The 18,325-nt window shown below is 69.4% G+C and carries 15 protein-coding genes and 1 tRNA gene; 6 read left to right on the forward strand and 10 right to left on the reverse strand.

The window, feature by feature from the left end; genetic code table 11:
- A partial coding sequence (locus CEP50_RS18285; RefSeq protein ID WP_146134847.1) for a cytochrome c oxidase assembly protein occupies window positions 1–714 on the forward strand: 714 nt, incomplete at its 5' end.
- A 65-nt stretch (window positions 715–779) separates the two neighbouring features.
- On the opposite strand, the gene CEP50_RS18290 is transcribed toward CEP50_RS18285, so the two are convergent.
- From CEP50_RS18290 to selA, 4 genes are all read right to left on the reverse strand, one after another.
- Window positions 780–3,305, reverse strand: a complete 2,526-nt coding sequence (locus CEP50_RS18290) for an ATP-dependent Clp protease ATP-binding subunit (RefSeq protein ID WP_106115171.1) — start codon at window positions 3,303–3,305, stop codon at window positions 780–782.
- A 147-nt stretch (window positions 3,306–3,452) separates the two neighbouring features.
- Window positions 3,453–4,451, reverse strand: a complete 999-nt coding sequence (gene ku, locus CEP50_RS18295; protein WP_106115172.1) for a non-homologous end joining protein Ku — start codon at window positions 4,449–4,451, stop codon at window positions 3,453–3,455.
- A 116-nt stretch (window positions 4,452–4,567) separates the two neighbouring features.
- Window positions 4,568–6,346 (reverse strand): selenocysteine-specific translation elongation factor, encoded by a 1,779-nt coding sequence (locus CEP50_RS18300; protein WP_106115173.1) that lies wholly within the window; start codon window positions 6,344–6,346, stop codon window positions 4,568–4,570.
- Window positions 6,346–7,656: an L-seryl-tRNA(Sec) selenium transferase gene (selA, locus tag CEP50_RS18305; protein ID WP_106115174.1), complete on the reverse strand. Its 1,311-nt coding sequence runs from the start codon at window positions 7,654–7,656 to the stop codon at window positions 6,346–6,348. The genes CEP50_RS18300 and selA overlap by 1 nt, the downstream gene beginning before the upstream one ends.
- Window positions 7,657–8,436: 780 nt before the next feature.
- On the opposite strand from selA, the gene CEP50_RS18310 reads away from it, so the two are divergent.
- On the forward strand, window positions 8,437–8,961 hold the full coding sequence (locus tag CEP50_RS18310) for a DnaJ family domain-containing protein (RefSeq protein WP_106115175.1): 525 nt from the start codon (window positions 8,437–8,439) through the stop codon (window positions 8,959–8,961).
- Window positions 8,962–8,989: 28 nt separating this feature from the next.
- On the opposite strand, the gene CEP50_RS18315 is transcribed toward CEP50_RS18310, so the two are convergent.
- A tRNA-Sec gene (locus CEP50_RS18315) sits at window positions 8,990–9,085 on the reverse strand.
- A 60-nt stretch (window positions 9,086–9,145) separates the two neighbouring features.
- Between CEP50_RS18315 and selD the strand changes: the two genes are divergently transcribed.
- Together selD and CEP50_RS18325 are read left to right on the forward strand one after the other, a co-directional pair.
- Entirely contained in the window at window positions 9,146–10,147 is a 1,002-nt protein-coding gene (gene selD / locus CEP50_RS18320) for a selenide, water dikinase SelD (RefSeq protein ID WP_106115176.1), read from the forward strand.
- 49 nt (window positions 10,148–10,196) lie between these two features.
- Window positions 10,197–10,955 carry a nucleotidyltransferase domain-containing protein gene (locus CEP50_RS18325; RefSeq protein WP_106115177.1) on the forward strand — a complete coding sequence of 253 codons (759 nt, stop codon included), beginning with the start codon at window positions 10,197–10,199 and terminating at the stop codon, window positions 10,953–10,955.
- A gap of 38 nt (window positions 10,956–10,993) precedes the next feature.
- Here the strand turns inward: CEP50_RS18325 and CEP50_RS18330 are convergent, their stop codons facing one another.
- Window positions 10,994–11,668, reverse strand: a complete 675-nt coding sequence (locus CEP50_RS18330) for a TetR family transcriptional regulator (protein WP_106115178.1) — start codon at window positions 11,666–11,668, stop codon at window positions 10,994–10,996.
- Window positions 11,669–11,771: 103 nt separating this feature from the next.
- On the opposite strand from CEP50_RS18330, the gene CEP50_RS18335 reads away from it, so the two are divergent.
- On the forward strand, window positions 11,772–13,406 hold the full coding sequence (locus CEP50_RS18335; RefSeq protein WP_106115179.1) for an MFS transporter: 1,635 nt from the start codon (window positions 11,772–11,774) through the stop codon (window positions 13,404–13,406).
- A gap of 31 nt (window positions 13,407–13,437) precedes the next feature.
- Here the strand turns inward: CEP50_RS18335 and CEP50_RS18340 are convergent, their stop codons facing one another.
- From CEP50_RS18340 to CEP50_RS18355, 4 genes are read right to left on the reverse strand one after another with little or no spacing between them, the layout of a single operon-like run.
- Entirely contained in the window at window positions 13,438–14,640 is a 1,203-nt protein-coding gene (locus CEP50_RS18340) for an amidohydrolase family protein (protein ID WP_106115180.1), read from the reverse strand.
- Window positions 14,637–15,878 (reverse strand): MAB_1171c family putative transporter, encoded by a 1,242-nt coding sequence (locus CEP50_RS18345; protein ID WP_146134848.1) that lies wholly within the window; start codon window positions 15,876–15,878, stop codon window positions 14,637–14,639. The genes CEP50_RS18340 and CEP50_RS18345 overlap by 4 nt, the downstream gene beginning before the upstream one ends.
- Entirely contained in the window at window positions 15,878–16,417 is a 540-nt protein-coding gene (locus CEP50_RS18350) for an ImmA/IrrE family metallo-endopeptidase (RefSeq protein ID WP_219905552.1), read from the reverse strand. The genes CEP50_RS18345 and CEP50_RS18350 overlap by 1 nt, the downstream gene beginning before the upstream one ends.
- A 58-nt stretch (window positions 16,418–16,475) precedes the next feature.
- On the reverse strand, window positions 16,476–16,859 hold the full coding sequence (locus CEP50_RS18355) for a helix-turn-helix domain-containing protein (RefSeq protein WP_106115182.1): 384 nt from the start codon (window positions 16,857–16,859) through the stop codon (window positions 16,476–16,478).
- 359 nt (window positions 16,860–17,218) lie between these two features.
- Here CEP50_RS18355 and CEP50_RS20660 point away from each other — a divergent pair.
- A partial coding sequence (locus CEP50_RS20660; protein WP_258175403.1) for a molybdopterin-dependent oxidoreductase occupies window positions 17,219–18,325 on the forward strand: 1,107 nt, incomplete at its 3' end.

Raw genomic sequence — 18,325 nt, forward strand, 5'->3', positions numbered from 1 at the left:
GGGGTGTACGCGGGTGGGGTGTTCAGCCTGCACATGTTCGTGCACATGGTGCTCAACATGGTGGCGCCGGTGCTGTTGGTGCTCGGTGGACCCGTGACGCTGGCGCTGCGGGCCCTGCCCGCCCGGGGCAGGGGAGCGGCGGCCGGTCCCCGCGAGTGGCTGTTGGCCGTGTTGCACTCCCCGCTCACCCGGGTGCTCGCCGGCCCGGGGGTGGCGACCGTGCTGTTCGTGGGGTCGTTCTACGCGCTGTACTTCACGGACCTGTTCGAACTCGGGATGTTCGAGTACTGGGGCCACCAGCTGATGAAGGCCCACTTCCTGCTGGTGGGATACCTGTACTACTGGACCGTGATCGGTGTCGATCCGGCACCGCGCCCGCTGCCCCACCTGGCCCGGTTGGGGGTGGTGCTGGCGGTGATGCCCTTCCACGCGTTCTTCGGGATCATCACGATGAGCCTGTCGAGCCCCCTGGCCGAGGACTTCTACCGGGCACTGGAGCTGCCCTGGCCGCGTGACCTGCTGGCCGACCAGTTCCTCGGTGGGGGCATCGCCTGGGCGATGGGGGAGGTGCCACTGGTATTGGTGCTGGGGGCGCTGCTGACCCAGTGGTACCGGCACGACACCCGGCTCGCCCGGCGCGTCGACCGCAGCGACGACGAGTTGGCCGCCTACAACGCGATGCTGGCCGAACTGGCCCGCAAACGGGGCGGCTGAGCGGTGCCCGTCCGGGCGCCGGGGTGCTCACGCGAGCCCCCGGCGCCGACGGTCGTTTCGGTCGTTCACGAGGAGGCCGCCCCGACCGCGGAGCGCACCGAGAAACGCAGTCGGTCCTGGTCGGCCTCGACCACGACACGCTGCCCCTCGGCGAGTTCGCCGTCCAGCAGCAGGTCGGAGAGGGAGTCGTCCACCTCGCGCTGGATGGTGCGTCGCAGCGGACGGGCGCCGAACTCGGGTTGGTGTCCGTGTTCGGTGAGCCAGTCCACGGCCGAGTCCTCGAAGGTGATCTCGATTCCCTGGGACCGCAGGCGCTGCCTCGTCTCGTCCAGCAGGAGCTCGGTGATGCGCCGCAGCTGCTCGGACTCCAGCTTGCGGAACATCACGATCTCGTCGATGCGGTTCAGGAACTCGGGGCGGAAGGACTCGCGCAGCCGCGCCATCAGACGTTCCCGGGCCGGTTCCGCGGTCTGGTCCTCCTCCCGGGTGGTGAAGCCGAGCACCCCGGAGCGGTTCGAGATGATGTCCGAGCCGAGGTTGCTGGTCATGATCAGCACCGTGTTGCGGAAGTCCACGGTGCGTCCCTGGCCGTCGGTGAGCCTTCCGTCCTCCATGACCTGCAGCAGGATGTTGAAGACGTCGGTGTGGGCCTTCTCGATCTCGTCGAGCAGCACCACCGAGTAGGGGCGGCGGCGCACTTCCTCGGTGAGCTGACCCGCCTCGCCGTAGCCGACGTAGCCCGGAGGAGCCCCGACCATCCGGCTGGCCGTGTGCCCCTCCTGGTACTCGCTCATGTCGATGCGGATCATGCGGTCCTGGTCGCCGAACAGGGACTCGGCCAACGCCCGGGCCAGCTCGGTCTTTCCGACCCCCGTGGGGCCGAGGAACAGGAAGGTTCCGACCGGCCTGTTCGGGTCGCCCATCCCGGTGCGGGAACGACGCACCGCGCGCGAGACCGCCTGTACCGCCTCGTCCTGGCCGATCACCCTGTGGTGCAGCTGCTCCTCGAGCCGCATGAGGCGGCCCTTCTCCTCCTCGGTGAGCTGGGTGACCGGGATTCCGGTGGCTCGGGAGACGACCTCGGCGATGTCGTTCGAGCTGACCTCCGGAATCCCGTCCGGGTTGTTCCGCTGCTGACGGATCCGGGCCTGCACCTGGTTGATCTGGTCGCGCAGCTTGGAGGCCTGCTCGTAGTCCTCGTTGGTGACCGCCTGGGCCTTGTCCCTGCTCAGCTGCTCGGCCTGTTCCTCCAGCTCCCGCACGTCCGTGGTGGGGGTGCGGGTGCGCAGCCGCTTGCGGGCACCGGCCTGGTCGAGCAGGTCGATCGCCTTGTCCGGCAGGTAGCGGTCGGTGATGTAGCGGTCGGCCAGCTCGGCGGCGGAGTTGATCGCCTCGTCACTGAACCGTACCTGGTGGTGGGCCTCGTAGCGGTCCCGCAGCCCGCGCATGATCTGCACGGTGTCCTCGACACTGGGCTCGGCCACGTCGATGCGCTGGAAGCGTCGCTCCAGCGCCGCGTCCTTCTCGATGTTCTTGCGGTACTCGTCCAGGGTGGTCGCTCCGACCACGTGCAGCTCGCCCCGCGCCAGCCGGGGCTTGAGCATGTTGCCCGCGTCGACGGCCCCCTCAGAACCGCCCGCTCCGACCACGGTGTGCAGCTCGTCGATGAAGATGATCAGCTGTTCGCTCTGCTGGCTGATCTCGTCGATGATCTTGTTCATGCGTTCCTCGAAGTCCCCCCGGTAGCGGGTTCCCGCCACCACGCCGGAGACGTCGAGCTGCACGACCCGTTTGTTGGCGAGCACGTCGGGCACCTCGCCGTCCACGATGCGCTGGGCTATGCCCTCGACCACGGAGGTCTTGCCGACCCCTGCCTCCCCGATGAGCACGGGGTTGTTCTTGGTGCGCCGGGACAGCACCTCCACGGTCTGTTCGATCTCGGACTCCCTGCCGATCACCGGGTCGAGTCCGCCGTCACGGGCCTTGGCGGTCAGGTCCTGGCCGTACTCGTCCAGGGTGGGCGTCGAGCTGTGCTGCTGCGTCTCGCTGCTCTGCTGTCCGGTTCCCCGGCTAGCCGCACCGCTCTGCAGCGCTTCCAGGGTCACGTGGGCCGCGGTGAGGATCTGCCCCGCTGTCGACTCGCGGTTGGCCGCCAGCGCGAGCAGCAGGTGGTCGGGACCGATGTAGGAGGAGCCCACGGCCCGGGCCACCCGGTGCGCGTCCAGCAGGGCGCGTTTGGCCGCGGGAGTCAGAGCGGGGGGCTGGTCGGTGCTCTCGGTCTGCGGCAGCTGCTGTTCGATGCCCTGGGCGATGGAGGCGGGGTCCGCCCCGGCGCGTTCGAGCATCGAGCGGGTCGTCTCGATCTGGGTGGCCGCCCAGAGCAGGTGGTGGGCGTCCAGGTCGTGCCCGCCACGTTCGGCGGTGAAACGGGCGGCGGTGGCCATCAGCTCCTGGGCCTGGTGGGTCATCAGCCGGGTGATGTCGACGCGCTGAACCGGCCGCGGTGTTCCGCCCTGTCCGCCGAGAAAACGGGCGAGGAAGTCGTCGAACGGGCTCGAACCGGGACCGCCGGCACCGAAAAAGTTGGTCATCACTACCTCTTTCGTCCGCACGCTTCGTTGGAGAGCGCATCGTTCCCAACGTGAGCATTGCCGGTTGGTATTCCTGCGTCGCCTGCACTCAAGGCTAACGCATCCAACTGGCTCAAGGTGGCGTTGATCGTGGAGTTGTGGAGTGGATCACGGCTTTCTGTCGCGAGTGCGGGGCTCGTCCCCCTGCTGCTGTCCCCGCCGGTGGGAACCGGGGGTCTCCGTGATGGCCCTCTCGAGCTGTGCCCGGCTCAGCTTCGATCGGCCCCTGATGTTCAGCTCCCTGGCCCTGCGACGGAGTTCGTCCCGGGTAAGGCTGGACACCTCCCGCTCGGCGAGGTCCTTCCGGGGCGCTGGTTCCCGTTCCGAACGGTGGTGGCGGGCGAGCTCGACGCTGTGCCGCAACGCTTCGGCGAGCTCCGGGGCCTCGGCGGGCTCGGCGGGCTCGGTGCGGGTCACCGGGGAACGTCCCCGTGCCTTGTCCAGCAGCAGCTGTCGTACCCGGGCGGTGTAGGTGTCGGTGTACCGGGAGGGCTGCCAGGGCTCGCTCATCGAACGGATGAGGTCGGTGGCCAGTTGCAGTTCCCGGCCGCTCCGCTGGTCGGCCCGGGGAGGACTCACCACGGTGGGCGGATCGCGCACCTCGTCGGGGAAGAACAGGGTGCTCAGTGCCAGGGCACCGCTGTGGGCGTGCACCGCGGTGAGGTACTCCCTGCCGTGCAGCACGAAGGTGGCGATCCCGGCACGGTTCGTGTCGAGCATGGCCCGGTGCAACAGGCGGTAGGGGCGGTCCTGCTGCTCGTCCGTGGGGGCGAGCCAGTAGGTGTGGTGGAAGCACACCGGGTCGATCTCGGTCAGTTCCACGAAGCCGTCGATCTCGATCGTGCGGGAACGCACCGGCGCCAGCTCGTCCAGTTCCCACTGTTCCACCGTCACCAGGGTTCCGCCGACGTCGCGCCCCTTGACGATGTCCTCGTTGCGCAGCTGCTCACCGGTGCGCTCGTTGACCTTGCGGTAGCGCACCCGGTCGTGTGTGCCGCGTTGGTACTGGTTGAAACGGATGCTGTGGTCCTCGGTGGCGTTGTAGAGCCCGACGGGGACGGTCACCAGCCCGAACGTGAGGAATCCGTTCCAGATCTTCTGCGGCATGTCCTTCCTCCTCCGCCCGCTCGGCGAGACCGCCGACACCGCGCGGCGCACCGCTTCCGACGTGCCGCCTCCTGTCGGCAGGATGCCCATGGCGCGGGAGCGGACAAACCTCCCGCTCAACGCTCCGGCCCGTCGAGTCGGCGGATCCGGTGGGTGCCGTCCGGAAGCCGCAGCGTGTAGCCCTCCCGGCGCAGACGCTCCAACAGCGGGACCACCACACGACGTGTGGTCCGCAACGCTTCCCGAGCCTGGGCCGGAGTGAACGGGGAGGGCAGGACGGCGAGCCGGTGGGCGGCCCGGCGTGGCGCGTCGGGGAGCAGGTAGACGTTTTCGGCGAGTTTGAGCAGTTCCCCCGCCGTGGTGGCCGCGCCGAGCTCGGCGCGGCCCAGCCCCAGTTCCCGCAGTTCCCCGGCGGTGGGGGGGTCGAAGGGGGTGCTGCGCAGTCGGTCCCGCAACGCGGCGATCCCCGGGGGAAGTCGCTCGCAGAGGGGGTCGTTCAGGCACAGCCGTCCCGCTCGGGCGCTCACTCCGGACAGTCTCGGATGAGTGAGCACGAGGTCCAGCAGCGCGCGGTCCGGCAGTCCCAGAGCACGCAGTGCTTCTCCGTCGGTGAGACCGTCACTCAGCGGTTGCTCGCCCCGCCGCCGTTCGAGCATGGCGAGCAGGGACTCGGCGTGCTCTCGCAGGGTCCGCGGGTCCAGCAGCCACTGCCCGGAGCGGTGCGCGGCGGCGGGAGGAGCCAGTCCCATCGCCCGCAGCTCGTGCAGGCGCAGGGCTCCGTGTCTGCGCAACAGGGAGGTGGCCACGCTGTGTTCCTGGTCGTCCAGCTCGCGGGCCCGTGCCCGGGCGGCCCCCCGCCGTCGCAGGGGGGGAGGGTGGACGTCGAGCACGGTCACCCCGGCCGGGACCCGGTTCCGGCCGGGGTCGCGCAGCAGGGCACGGTCCCCGACACGCAGCGGCAGCGGACGGTCGAGGGACAGGCGAGTGGTGTCCCCGCCCAGCGGGCGTATCCGGGTTCCGGCCGTGGCCGAACCGATGTGCAGGGTCAGCTCCCGGGGCAGGTCTCCGGGGGGAGTGGGGGACAGGCGGGCGTCGACGGTGTCCGTGCTCCACCACGCCCCAGGGGTGATCAGGGCGTCCCCGCGCCGCAGCTCGTCGACACGCAGACCCCGCAGGTTCAGCGCCACCCGGGCGGTGGCCCGCACCCGTTCGGTTCGTTCCCCGAGGGTGTGCAGGTCGCGGATGATGGTGCGTCGTCCGGTGCGGGCCAGTTCCAGTTCCGTGCCGGGGGAGAGTTCGCCGCTCGGCAGGGTGGCGGTGGCCACGGTGCCCGCTCCGCGGATGGTGAACACCCGGTCCAGCCACACCCGTACCTCGCCCTCGCGTCTCGGCTCCGGCAGCGCGCGCACGACCCGTTCGAGGGTGGCGACCAGTTCGGCGGTTCCGGTCCGGTCACCCGCTCCGAGGGTCACGGCGGGGATCCCCGCCAGGGTGCTGGCTTCGAGCCGTCTTCGGGCCTGTCGGAGGGCCGCTCTCGGCTCGGCCAGGTCGGAACGGGTGATCGCGAGTACCCCGTGCTCGACTCCCAGAGCGTGCAGGGCCTGCAGGTGTTCCTCGGACTGCGGCATCCACCCCTCGTCGGCGGCGACCACGAACAGTACGGCGGGGATCTCGCCGACCCCGGCGAGCATGTTGCCCACGAAACGTCGGTGGCCCGGAACGTCGACGAAGACCAGGGTTTCCCCCGAGGGGAGTTGGGTCCAGGCGAACCCGAGGTCGATGGTCAGCCCCCGTCGTTTCTCCTCGCCCCAGCGGTCGGGATCGGTTCCGGTGAGTGCGGCGACCAGAGTGGATTTTCCGTGGTCCACGTGGCCGGCGGTGGCGATCACCCGCATCACGCCTCCGGGGTGGAACGGACGGCACGGACCGTCGCGAGGATCTCGGGGTCGTCGGCGGGGTCCAACGCGAACAGGTCGAGCAGGCACCGACCGCGTTCCACCCGGGTCAGCACGGCGGGCTCTGCTCGCCGGAGCGCTGGTTCGTAGTGCTCGGGCAGTGCCACGGCGGCGCTCGGCAGTTCCACACCGGGTGCGCCCCCACCTCCCACGGTGGCGGTGGTGGTTTCGTGAGTGGCGGGCACGCCTGCCGCGGCGAGTTTCTCGGAGATGTGTTCGGCGCGCTCACGCAGCTCGTCCGGGTCACGTCGCAGGGATTCGGCGGTGGGCGTGGGAGGGCCGGTCAGGGTGGCGTGCAGGGCGGCGAGGGTGAGTTTGTCCACGCGCAGGGCCCGGGCGAGCGGGTGGCGGCGAAGTCGTGTGACGAGCGGTTCCGCACCCAGCAGCAGCCCGGACTGCGGTCCGCCGAGGAGCTTGTCCCCGCTGCAGGTGACCAGGTCCGCTCCGGAGGCGAGTGCACTGGTGGCGTCGGGCTCGTCGGGCAGCCGGGTGTGCGGGGCGAGCAGGCCGGAACCGATGTCGACCACCACGGGGGCGGGCAGTCCGGCCAGCTCGGCCACCTCGACGGTGGAGGTGAAACCGCTGATCACGAAGTTGGAGGGGTGTACCTTGAGCACGCAGCCCGTGTCGGGGCCCACAGCTCCGCGGTAGTCCTCGAGGTGCACGCGGTTGGTGGTGCCGACCTCGCGCAGTCGCACACCGGTGGATTCCAGCAGCTCGGGGATGCGGAAGCCGTCCCCGATCTCGACCATCTCCCCGCGTGCCAGCACGATCTCGCGTCCGGCGGCCAGTCCGGTCGCGGCCAGGGCCAGGGCTGCGGCACCGTTGTTGACCACATGGGCGTCGGTGGCGGCCGGCACGGCCTCCAGCAGGGCGCGTCGTACGCTCTCGGTGCGGCGGCCACGAACGCCCGTCCCGGTGTCGAGTTCGACGTCGCAGGTTCCCGCGCTCTCCCCCAACGCGTGGCGGGCGGCCTCGGACAGGCGGGCGCGTCCCAGGTTGGTGTGCAGCAGTACCCCGGTCGCGTTGTGGACCGCACGGAGCCCTCCAGCCCCACGCGGCAGCTGCCGGAGTGTCTCGTCGACGACGTCCTGCGGGGCGATGTCCCCGTTCCTCGCCCGTTGCTGGGCAGTGTGGACGACGCGTTTGACGCTCTGCCGGCCGAAGCGTTCGGCGGCGGCGGCGAGGGGAGGTTCGCCGAGTACTCGGTCGGTGGCGGGGATGTTCCGGCGTTCGTCCACGTCGAACACGGTACGAGCGGCGACCGGAGCGCGCGTGTCACTCGCGCCGCCTGTCGTGGCTTCGCCATGGTTTGTTGTCGCTGTTTTTTCAGTGTTAAATGAAATCAAAAAGAAGCAAGCCCACACACCAGCACAAACACGAACCCCAGAACAACCAAACAGCTTCGGAAAAAGGAATGAATACCTCAGCGGAAGACGTACCGTGTCGGTGGGGTAGCGGAAACACGCACCGTCCGGGACCAGGGAGTCGTACCGTTGGAAGGGGAGAGTGTCGTGTTCGCGGAGGAACTCGATCCGCAGTCCAGCTGCGGTGACGGCGCTGAGGACGTCACCCAGGGTGTGGTGCCACTCGGTGACGGTGTCGTGCGTGGTCGCGGCGTCCCAGTCGGCGTAGGTTCCCGGTGACTCGTACGTGCGTGCCTGCCGGGAGAAGTAGTCCCGGGTGGCGGTGCCCCCCTTCTCGTCGTCGAGAACCTCGGTCAGTGGATGGAACTCGACGAGGTGAACCCGACCCCCCCCCCGGACGCAGTAGCTCGGCCACGACACTCGCCCAACGGGCGATATCCGGCAACCACATCAGCGCTCCGCTTCCGGTGTATATGCTTCCGCGCCGAGGGTCTCGACTCATGCCCGGAGACACCGAGGTACTGGTCATCCGGTCGGTGTAAGGGACTGGAGTGCCCAACTTTATTCTTGCGTATTGTATTTTCAGTGTTTATCAAAAACATTCCCACACAAACAGGAAGTCCAGAACACCCATCAGCACATAAACCATAAACAGGAGGAGCCATGACAGAACGGAAACCAGCGGGCCTGAGTGTCGAGAGCTGGGTGGATCGTCAGATTCGCGCCGCCCGGGAGCGCGGGGAGTTCGACGACCTCCCCGGCCTGGGCAAGCCGTTGCCCGACCTGGGTGGGGACGACGAGCTCTCCTGGGTGAAGAAGTACGTCGAGCGGGAGGGCCTTTCCACCGAGGCCCTGCTTCCTCCCGCCGTGCAGCTCCGTAAGGAGATCGACCGATTGCCTTCCCGGATTGCGGAGCAACGTTCCGAGCAGGCCGTGCGTGAGCTGGTGGAGGAGCTCAACATCCGCGTCGTCGAGTGGTTACGGGCGCCCACCGGCCCGAAGATCCGGATCGGACCGGTCGACGTGGAGTCCATGGTGGCGCACTGGAGGCAGCACCGTACGGCCGAGTCGGACCGGGTCGCCACGGCGACCGCTCCAAGCGAGGACGGTGGGGTTCCGGAGGAAGGAGGACGGCCGGGTGTGTTGGGCAGGCTGTGTTCCTGGTGGCGCGGGAACCCACGGGGGTAGTCACGAGCACCGCGAGCTCGTCCTCGTGTGGCGGAGGCGGACGGGAATCGAACCCGCCTGACCGAGTTGCTCGGCCACGTCGGTTTTGAAGACCGCGGGGGCCACCAGGCACCCTTACGCCTCCCCGAACATCTCACCTCGTCGTGTCATGCCGATGAGTGCCGGATGCTCTAGTTTCGCGTTCATGCCCGACATCGAGGTTTCTCCTCCCGGAACATACCGTCTGACGCGTTATGCGCACGGTGGAGGTTGTGCCTGCAAGATCCCACCGGACGAACTCGGGGACATGCTTGGTTCCGTCGACCTGCCCGGCGGTGGGGATCTGCTGGTGGGAACCGGGGACGACGCGGCCGTCGTCCGGACGGATACGGACACCGCGCTCGTGGCCACCACGGACTTCTTCGCCCCGGTGGTGGACGACCCCTACGACTGGGGGCGGATCGCCGCTGCGAACGCGTTGTCCGACGTGTACGCGATGGGGGCGGTTCCGGTGGTGGCGGTGAACCTGCTGGGCTGGCCCAGGGGGGTGCTGCCGACCGAACTGGCTGAGCGGGTGCTGCGTGGGGGAGCCGAGACAGCCCGGCTGGCTGGCTGTCCCTTGGCCGGGGGGCACAGTGTGGACGATCCCGAGCCGAAGTACGGCTTGGCGGTCACGGGACGAGCACCGGTGTCCGGATTGATGCGCAACGACGCGGGTAAGCCCGGACTGCCGTTGTCGTTGACCAAACCGCTGGGCATCGGGGTACTCAACAGCAGGCACAAGGCCACGGGGGAGGTTTTCCCCGAGGCTGTCGAGACGATGGCCACCCTCAACGGGGAGGCCGCGCTGATGGCGGTGGAGGCTGGGATCGAGTGTGCCACCGACGTGACCGGATTCGGGTTGCTCGGTCATCTGCGTGAACTGGTCCGGGCCAGCGGGGTTTCCGCTGTGGTGGACGCTACGGCGGTGCCGCTGCTGGACGGTGCCCGGCAGGCGGTCCGGGACGGGTACGTCAGCGGCGGGAGCAGGCGCAATCTCGCATGGGTGCGGGAGGGAACGGACCTGTCCGCTGTGGATGAGGAGCGGGCGTTGCTGTTGGCCGACGCGCAGACCTCCGGAGGGTTGCTGGTGGCCGGGCGGTTGCCGGGGTTCCCGGTGGTCGGTGAGCTCGTGGAACGGGGCGAGTTCGACGTCACCGTGCGGTGATCGTGGAAAAAGGGCTGGGGCGAAGGGCTTGTTGTGCGATCATCCCGATGTGGATGAGGAGTCTTTTTCGCGACGGATCGCCGACCGGTTGGCCGCGCTGCCCGGTGTGGAGGCGGTGGCTCTCGGAGGCTCGCGGGCGCTGGGGACTCACCGTGTCGACAGTGACTGGGACTTCGCGCTCTACTACCGGGGCGGGTTCGCTCCGGAGAGCCTGCGGGAGGTGGGCTGGCCCGGCGAGGTCTCCGAGCTGGGCGCCTGGGGAAGGATCTTCAACGGTGGTGCCTGGCTGCGGGTGGAGGACCTCCCGGTTGACGTCCATTTCCGTGATCTCGACGAGGTCGAACGCGAGATCGTGCAGGCACAGCGGGGGAGTTTCCGTTTCGAACCGTTGCTGTTCCACCTGGCCGGTATCCCGTCGTACCTGCTGCTGGCGGAACTGGCCACCGGCAGGGTGCTGCGGGGGCAGCTGCCCCACCCGGACTTCCCGTCACGGCTGCGGGAATCCGCCCGGAGCACGTGGTGGTCCTACGCGGAGTTGGTGTTCGAGTACGCGCGGGCCAATCACGCACCCCACGGCAGGGTGGCCCAGTGCACGGCGCTGTTGACTCAGGCCGCTTCGCAGAGTGCGCATGCCGTGTTGGCCGGCCGGGGTGAGTGGATCACCAACGAGAAGCGTCTGTTGAGCCGGGCGGGGTTGGAGGAGCTGGACGTGATCGTGCGGCGGGCTCGTCCCGACAGTTTGGGGGAAACGGTCCGTGCGGCCCGGGCGCTGTGCTCCGCGGCGGTGACCGCCGCGGGGGAGCGGTGACCCCCGAACCGGGAGGCCGGCCACACCGCTTCCGCCTCTCAGGTTTGAGTGCGGGGGTGCGCGCCGTCCCGGGCCTGTTGCGCCGCCTCGCCCAGTCCGCCGGCGGTGCTGGAGAGCACCTCGGTGAGGATCGTGCGTAGCGTGGTTCCGTCCCGGCGGGTCAGCCAGGAGTGCATCGCCGCGCCGAAGCAGGAGACCATGGTCATCGACCATGCTCCGGGACGAGGGTCGCAGCTGGTGTCGGTGCCCAGGTGTTCGGCGACCAGTTCGGTGAGGTCCTGCATCCAGCGCTGCCGCATCAGGTGCATCTCGTACTCGCCGGTGGAGTCCAGGGCGTTCAGCAGTTCGGCGCGCATGAGGTGCTGGTCGCGGTCGGCCTCGATGCGTTCGGCGCCGTCGAGCATCGCCACGGCCAGGGCGCGCATGGGGTGTTCGTCCTCGGCGCGTTCGTCCAGGGCCCGGCGGACGTGGTCGAGTTCCTCGCTGAGGTCGCCGAACAGGACGGCGTCCTTGCTGGGGAAGTAGCGGAAGAACGTGCGGGGGGCGATGTCGGCGGCTTTGGCGATCTGGTCGATCGTGGTGGCTTCGAAACCCTGTTCGTGGAACAGTCTCAGTGCGGCCGCCTCGATGTTCGCCCGGGTGCGTGCGGCCTTGATCGCTCTTCTTCCGCGTCGTTCGGTGTCCTTGGCCGGAGTGGCCGCCACGGTGGTCATGGCGTCAGCTTCCTGAATTCGCTGCTCAGCGTCAACTGTGCTTGCTGTCACGTGTGCCAAGTGGCAGTACTGCCATATTCTGGAGGCGGTGAAAGGAGTGCGTATGTCCGACGGCGGAGCCGCCGCCGAACCGAGGCCGAACACGGGCGAACGGGGCGCCGTTGCCGAAGGCATCGAGGTCGCGGTCTATCGACGCAGGTGGGCGACGCTGTTCGTGCTGTGTCTGGCGTTGTCGGCGACGATGCTCGCCAACACCTCGCTCAGTGTGGCCTTACCCAAGCTCTCCCGTGCCCTGGAAGCCTCCACCGCTGCTCAGCAGTGGTTCTCCGATGCCTACGCTCTGGTGTTCGCGGGGTTGCTGTTCACCAGCTCCTCCATCGCCGACCGCTACGGGCGCAAGTGGATGCTGCAGGCCGGGATGGTGCTGTTCGGTGCCGTCTCGGTGTACGTGTGGCTGTTCGTCGGCTCCAGTGCCGAACTGATCGCGGCCCGGGCGCTGCTCGGTGTGGGCGGGGCCATGATCATGCCGGTGACCCTGTCCATTCTGACCAGCGTGTTCCCGAGTGGGGAGCGCACCAAGGCCGTCGGGATCTGGGCCGCGGTCTCGGGGGCGGGCAGCGCGCTGGGGCCGGTGGTGGCCGGGCTGCTGTTGGAGTACTTCTCCTGGGAGTCGGTTTTCGTCATCAATGTTCCGGTGGTGCTCGTGGGGGTGCTGGCCGGAATCCGCTACATCCCCTCCCGCACCGGCACCGAGGGCGGTCACGGCGGGTTGGACTTCGTGGGGGCGCTGTTGTCCACGGCGGGGATCACGCTCGCCGTCTACGCGTTGATCGAGGCCCAGTACGTGGGTTGGCTGTCCACGCGCACCCTGTCGTTGGTGGCGGTGGGGCTCGTGCTGTTGGCTCTGTTCGTGTTGTGGGAACGGCGGCAGCCTGATCCGATGTTGGACGTGCGGTTGTTCCGCAGCAGCGGGTTCTCCGCCTCGGCCGTGGCGTTGACCCTGGTGTTCTTCGCCATGATCGGTGTGTTCTTCGCGTTGAGTCAGACGTTGCAGGTGGTGTTCGGCTACTCGCCGTTGACGGCCTCCACCGCGATGTTGCCGATGTCGGTGATGATGATCCTGATCGCACCGCAGGTGTCCAGGATCGTGGGGCGGTTCGGGCCGCGCAACACCATCGCGGGCGGTCTGCTGCTCGCGGCTGTCGGTATGGCCGGGTTGAGCACGTTGACCGTCGACTCCTCCTACTGGCGCATCCTGCTTCCGCTGTCGTGCACGGCGGCCGGTATGTCGTTGGCCATGGCCCCGGCGACCGATCAGTTGATGGCCAACGTCCCGAAGGAACGGGCGGGCATGGGTTCGGCCACCAACGACGTCACCCGTGAGGTGGGGGCCTCGCTGGGGGTGGCGGTGTTGGGCAGTGTGCTCGGCGGGAGCTATGCCGACCGGCTGTCCGGCTCGTTGACCGGGCTTTCGGAGCAGGCCCGGCAGACTGCCGAGGACTCGCTGCCCGGGGGGATGCAGGTGGCCCGTTCCCTGCCGGAGGGGGGCGCTGAGCTCGCCCGGGAGGTCTCCCGGTCGTGGATGGAGGCCTCCCAGCTCGCCTACCTGGCCTCGGCGGGGCTGATCGCGTTGGCCGCCTGTGTCGCCTGGTTCTTCCTGCCCGGCAGGACCGGAACGACCACGGTCTCCTCCGTGGGGGAAACGCGGCCCGCGGACACCGCCACCGACCGGGGCTGAGCTGAGTCGGCGTCCGCTGCCGGACGCCGACTCAGCCGTCCTGCCCGTCGGCGGTGACGGCGGTGTTCCCTCGGGTGAGCACCCGCCGAGGATGACGGAGCACCGCGAGCCCGTCGGTGCGGGGGTCACCGTCCACCACGAGCAGGTCGGCCTCGTAGCCCGCCGCGATCCGCCCGATGCGGTCGCCGAGGCCCAGCGCGGCGGCACTGGTGACGGTGGCCATGTCGAGGATCGTCGCCGGGGTGAATCCCAGGTACTCGTACAGTTCGAGGGCGCCGACGAAGTCGTCGAACACCGATCCCGGCAGACCGGCGTCGGTGCCGGTGACCAGCGGGACCCCGAGGTCGGCCATCCAGCTGAGCCGGCCGTGGATCTGGCGGGCTCTCTCCGGGCCGGCCCTGTCGACGAGGGCGCGCCAGTTGCGGGAGCTGGCGGCGCAGGCGTAGATGCCGTGCTCGGCCATCCTCTCGGCCACGTGCCTGCGCCGGTCCTGGCCGTGGGGTCCCATCCAGGTGCAGTGCTCCACGGTGGTCACCCCGGCCCGGACGGCGGCTTCGATGGCGTCGCTGCCGTGGGCGTGCGCGGCCACCGGCAGGCCCACGCGGGTGGCCTCCTCCACGACCAGGGACAGTTCGTGGGGGGTGAACTGGGACTGCCACATGGGAGGGGAGTCGGGGGTGAGTTGGCCACCGGAGGCCATCACCTTGACGAGGTCGGCCCCCTGGGCGGCGGTCCGGTGCACGCGCTCGCGGATGTCGCGTTCGTGCTCGACCACGCCGCCGAGGAACCAGCAGTGCCCGTGGGGGACGGTCAACGGGGCCGCCGCGGCGAGGATGCGGGGGGCGGCGAGTCCCTCGTCGGCGATGCGGGCGCGGAGCCGCAGCGCCGCGCCGTCCCGGTCCCCCAGGTCGCGCACGGTGGTCACCCCGGCCCGCAGTGTCTGTTGGGCGCGTTCGAGCATGGCGGACAGCAGGCTGTCCTCGTCCTGGTCGCGCAGGGTCGCGACGGGGTCCGGGCCGCTGTCGAAGGACAGGTGCACGTGCATGTTGATCAGCCCGGGCAGCAGGGTCGCGTGCGGGTGGTGTTCCCTGGGGACCTCTGCGGGGAGGTGGTGGTCGAGCTCCTGCCGTGATCCCACCGCGTGGATGCGGGTGCCGTCCAGCAGCACGGCACCGTCGTGCAGGGCGTGTTCGGCGGGGCCGAGCAGGACATGCTGCGCGGTGATCAGTTTCATGAGCGGGCCTCATCGGGGGGTGGGTGGTCGTGCACGGCCTGGGAGAGGGTCAGCAGCTGGTCGAGGTCGGCGTCGACGTCGGTGCTGGTCAGCACCGGAACGGCGGAACGCGGGTCGGGCTCGTACTCGGGTGCGGCGCGTTGGCGGCGCAGCGCTTCCCGCATCGTCTCGGCGCGCTGTTCGACCGGGGCTCGGGGGTCGTAGCCCGCGAGGGAGAGGTACGGCTGTCTGGAGGCCAGTTGGCGGCGCACCGCCTCGTGCAGGGCCGCGGCCTGCTCGGCAGGAGGGGCCTGCGGGTCGTAGCCGGCCTCGGCGAGATCGGGGCTGAGCTGGACGAGCCCGTCCCGGCACTCGACGTAACGGCGCCAGAACCGGCGGTGGGTGCGGGTGGCGGGCCAGCCCTGTCCGTGTGTGTGGGTTTCCCCGGCGTGGGAGGTGAGTGTGGCTTCGGGGTAGAGCGGGTGCAGCACTTCCCAGAGTGGGCGGAGCTGGTGCCAGTGCCGCCGGTGGCGTGTCCATGTGCGGAGGCGGGCGAGCTGGGTGCGGGTGAGCGCCAGCAGCAGGCCCGCGATGAACAGTGGGTTGGCTACGATCAGCAGCGCCAGGGTGGTGGTGTTGACGGGATCGGGGACGGTGCCGCCGGACCAGCGGATGACCACGAAACAGGCCCGCAGCAGGCTGGCGAGGGCTTGCAGCGCCATCCCGATGGCGGCGGTGCGCAGACCCGCCCGGAGTCGGCGGTCGGATTCCGCGCCGTACTGCCAGGCCCACCGTGCGGTGAGGGTGAGGATGTGGATGAAGTACAGACCGCCGAGCAGGTAGAACGCCGCGATGGGGGTCACGCTCATGTCGGCGGTGGAGAAGGAGTGGTCGCGCAGCGCGGGCGGGGTCGTGTACATGGCGGTGCTGATCAGCACGGCCGTGAGCAGCAGCAGCGCGAGTTCCCGGAGGGCTCGTCGGCGGGCGTGTCGACCGCCGAGGGAGAAGAGGAAGAACAGCGCCAGGGCGAAGTACTTGGCGTGCAGCACCACGTTCTGGGCCAGTTTGGCCAGTCCGTTTCCCTGGTGCTGGTCCGCCGCGTCCGCATAGGCCAGTTCCTGCAGCCAGTAGCCCGCGGCCTGCAGGGCCAGGCAGGCGACCACCGCCCACAGGGCGGGGTTGCGGGGGTCGCGGAGCAGCCGGACGAGGAACACAGCCAGGACGCCGTAGACGATGAGGTGCACTGTCAGCCAGAGCATCACAACCACCTCGCCTGGTGGCTGAGTGTCCGTTGGGCCCGTCGGGCCCGGGCCGAGCCGGTGGGCAGGGAGATCTCGGTCCAGGTCCGGGCGGTCTCCAGCAGCAGGGTCGCCGTGATCTCGGCCTCGTGTTCCTGGTCGGTGTCGTAGGCGGTGCGGCGCAGGGTTCCCCAGTCGAAGGAGGTGGGGTCGACCCCGTCTCCGGGGAGGATCGGGTCCGGGCGGTGTCCGCAGAGGATGTGGCCGAGTTCGTGGGCGATGATGTGTTGTTGGTGCAGCGGGGTGGTCTGTGACTGGAACAGGATCCATTCGGACTTGCGTCCCGGTATCCACAGCCCGAAGGGTCCGTTGGCCGCCAGGGGGTACTCGGTGGCGTGGATCGGTCGGCTGCGTCGTCGTGAGAGTCGGTGGCAGACCTCGGTCATGTCCATGGGGTGGTCGATCCCGGCGGCCCGCAGCGTGGCACGCAGGTCGCGGCGCAGCCGTCTTTCGCGTCGGCGTTGGGCCCACCGCCGGTGTGTGTTCTCACCACTGAGCACTCTTGCGACCTCCGTTCCCGTGCTCGCGGCCGTGCCCCCGTGTGGGGCGTCGAGGGTCTCACTGGTCCGGGTCCTGGTGGGGGTGTTCCACCTGGGATTCGAGGAAGCGTACGAACTGGACGAGGTGGGCGAGCTGCTCGGGCGGCAGTTCGCCGGCGCGGTACAGCGCCGCGGGCAGTTCCGGTTCGGTGCGTTCGCTGAACGTCTCCACGCCCACGCCGAACACGTCGGCCACGGCGTCGACGAGTGCGAAGCTGGGCTGGGCTCCGTCCCGCAGCAGTTTCCAGATGTGTTGCCGGGAGACGCGGTGACCGGCCGCGGTCAGGGCCTTGGCCAGGCTTCCCGGTGTCCACGGCCGCCCGTCCGGCTGAGGGTGGGTTTCCATGAGCCAACGCAGCCGCGTGCCGAACGAGGTCCGGCTGTCGGACGTTTCGTCACTCATGGTCGGTCTCCTCCCCCTGGACGACATCTGCGGTTGACGCTGCCCACTTCAGTGTCGTCTTTAGTTGACGGGGCGGCAAGTGGGCTTTACTGTCGTCCCGGACGCTGTCAACCGTAGCCGACGTCGTGGTGTCCTCGATCAGGTGAGTGAGCACGCCCTCGACCACGGAAACACCGCCGCACCTCGCTGAGGGTCGGGGTGTGGGAGCGGGAACCCGGCCCGCCGAGGCCCTTTCTGGGGGTAGGGCCTCGGTCCTCCGGGCCGGCCGGGACCGAAGTCGCGTGAACCCGCCTCGCGCTTGCGGGGACCTTCGTGCGGGACCAGCATGGTCGCCGGAGCACCGAGGGGGTGGTTCGGCGATGCGGGAATGGCTGCGCTGGCCGGTGCTGCGTCAGCTCACCGGCGAGGACCCGCTCGGCAGGGGCCGGGCCGCCCGGTCCCGCCGCACGGACACCGAACGCGCCCGCACTGCCGAGGCCGACGCGGTGGTGGGCTCGGTCTGCCCGTACTGCGCCGTGGGCTGCGCCCAACGTGTGTACGTGCGCGACGGCGCGGTCACCCAGATCGAGGGGGATCCGGACTCGCCGGTCAGCCGCGGCAGACTCTGTCCCAAGGGAGCCGCGAGTCGTTCGTTGGTCACCTCTCCCAGCAGGGAGAGCCGGGTGCGCTACCGCCGTCCGTACGGCACCGAGTGGGAGGACCTCGATCTGGACACGGCACTGGACATGATCGCCGAGCGGGTGATCCGCACCCGCGACGAGACCTGGGAGTCGACCAACGAGGACGGTGCCGCGCTGAACCGCACCATGGGCGTCGCGAGTCTGGGTGGAGCCACGCTGGACAATGAGGAGAACTACCTCATGAAGAAGCTCTACACCGCGCTCGGTGCCATCCAGATCGAGAACCAGGCCCGCATTTGACACTCCTCCACGGTTCCCGGTCTGGGAATCTCCTTCGGGCGGGGAGGGGCCACGACCTTCCAGCAGGATCTGCAGCACGCCGACTGTGTGGTCATCCAGGGTTCCAACATGGCCGAGGCACACCCGGTCGGTTTCCAGTGGGTGATGGAGGCCAAACGGCGCGGCGCGCACATCATCCACGTCGACCCACGGTTCACCCGGACCTCGGCGCTGGCCGACACGTTCGTGCCGCTGCGCGCCGGCAGTGACATCGCCTTCCTGGGCGGTCTGATCAACCACGTGCTCACCGGCGGGCACTACTTCCACGAGTACGTGGTCTCCTACACCAACGCCCCGATGATCGTCAGCGAGGATTTCCTCGACACCGAGGACCTGGACGGACTGTTCTCCGGGTTCGCCGGGGGGCACTACGACGCCACCACCTGGCACTACGAGGGATCCCGGGTCAACGCCTCGGCGGGCGAGCGGGACCACTGGGACGAGTTGTTCGGCCCCCGGGGGCCGGAGTCCCCGTCGGGGTGGGAGGGGCCCACCGGTGGCCCGGAA

Source organism: Actinopolyspora mortivallis (assembly GCF_003001495.1).
Lineage (GTDB): Bacteria > Actinomycetota > Actinomycetes > Mycobacteriales > Pseudonocardiaceae > Actinopolyspora > Actinopolyspora mortivallis_A.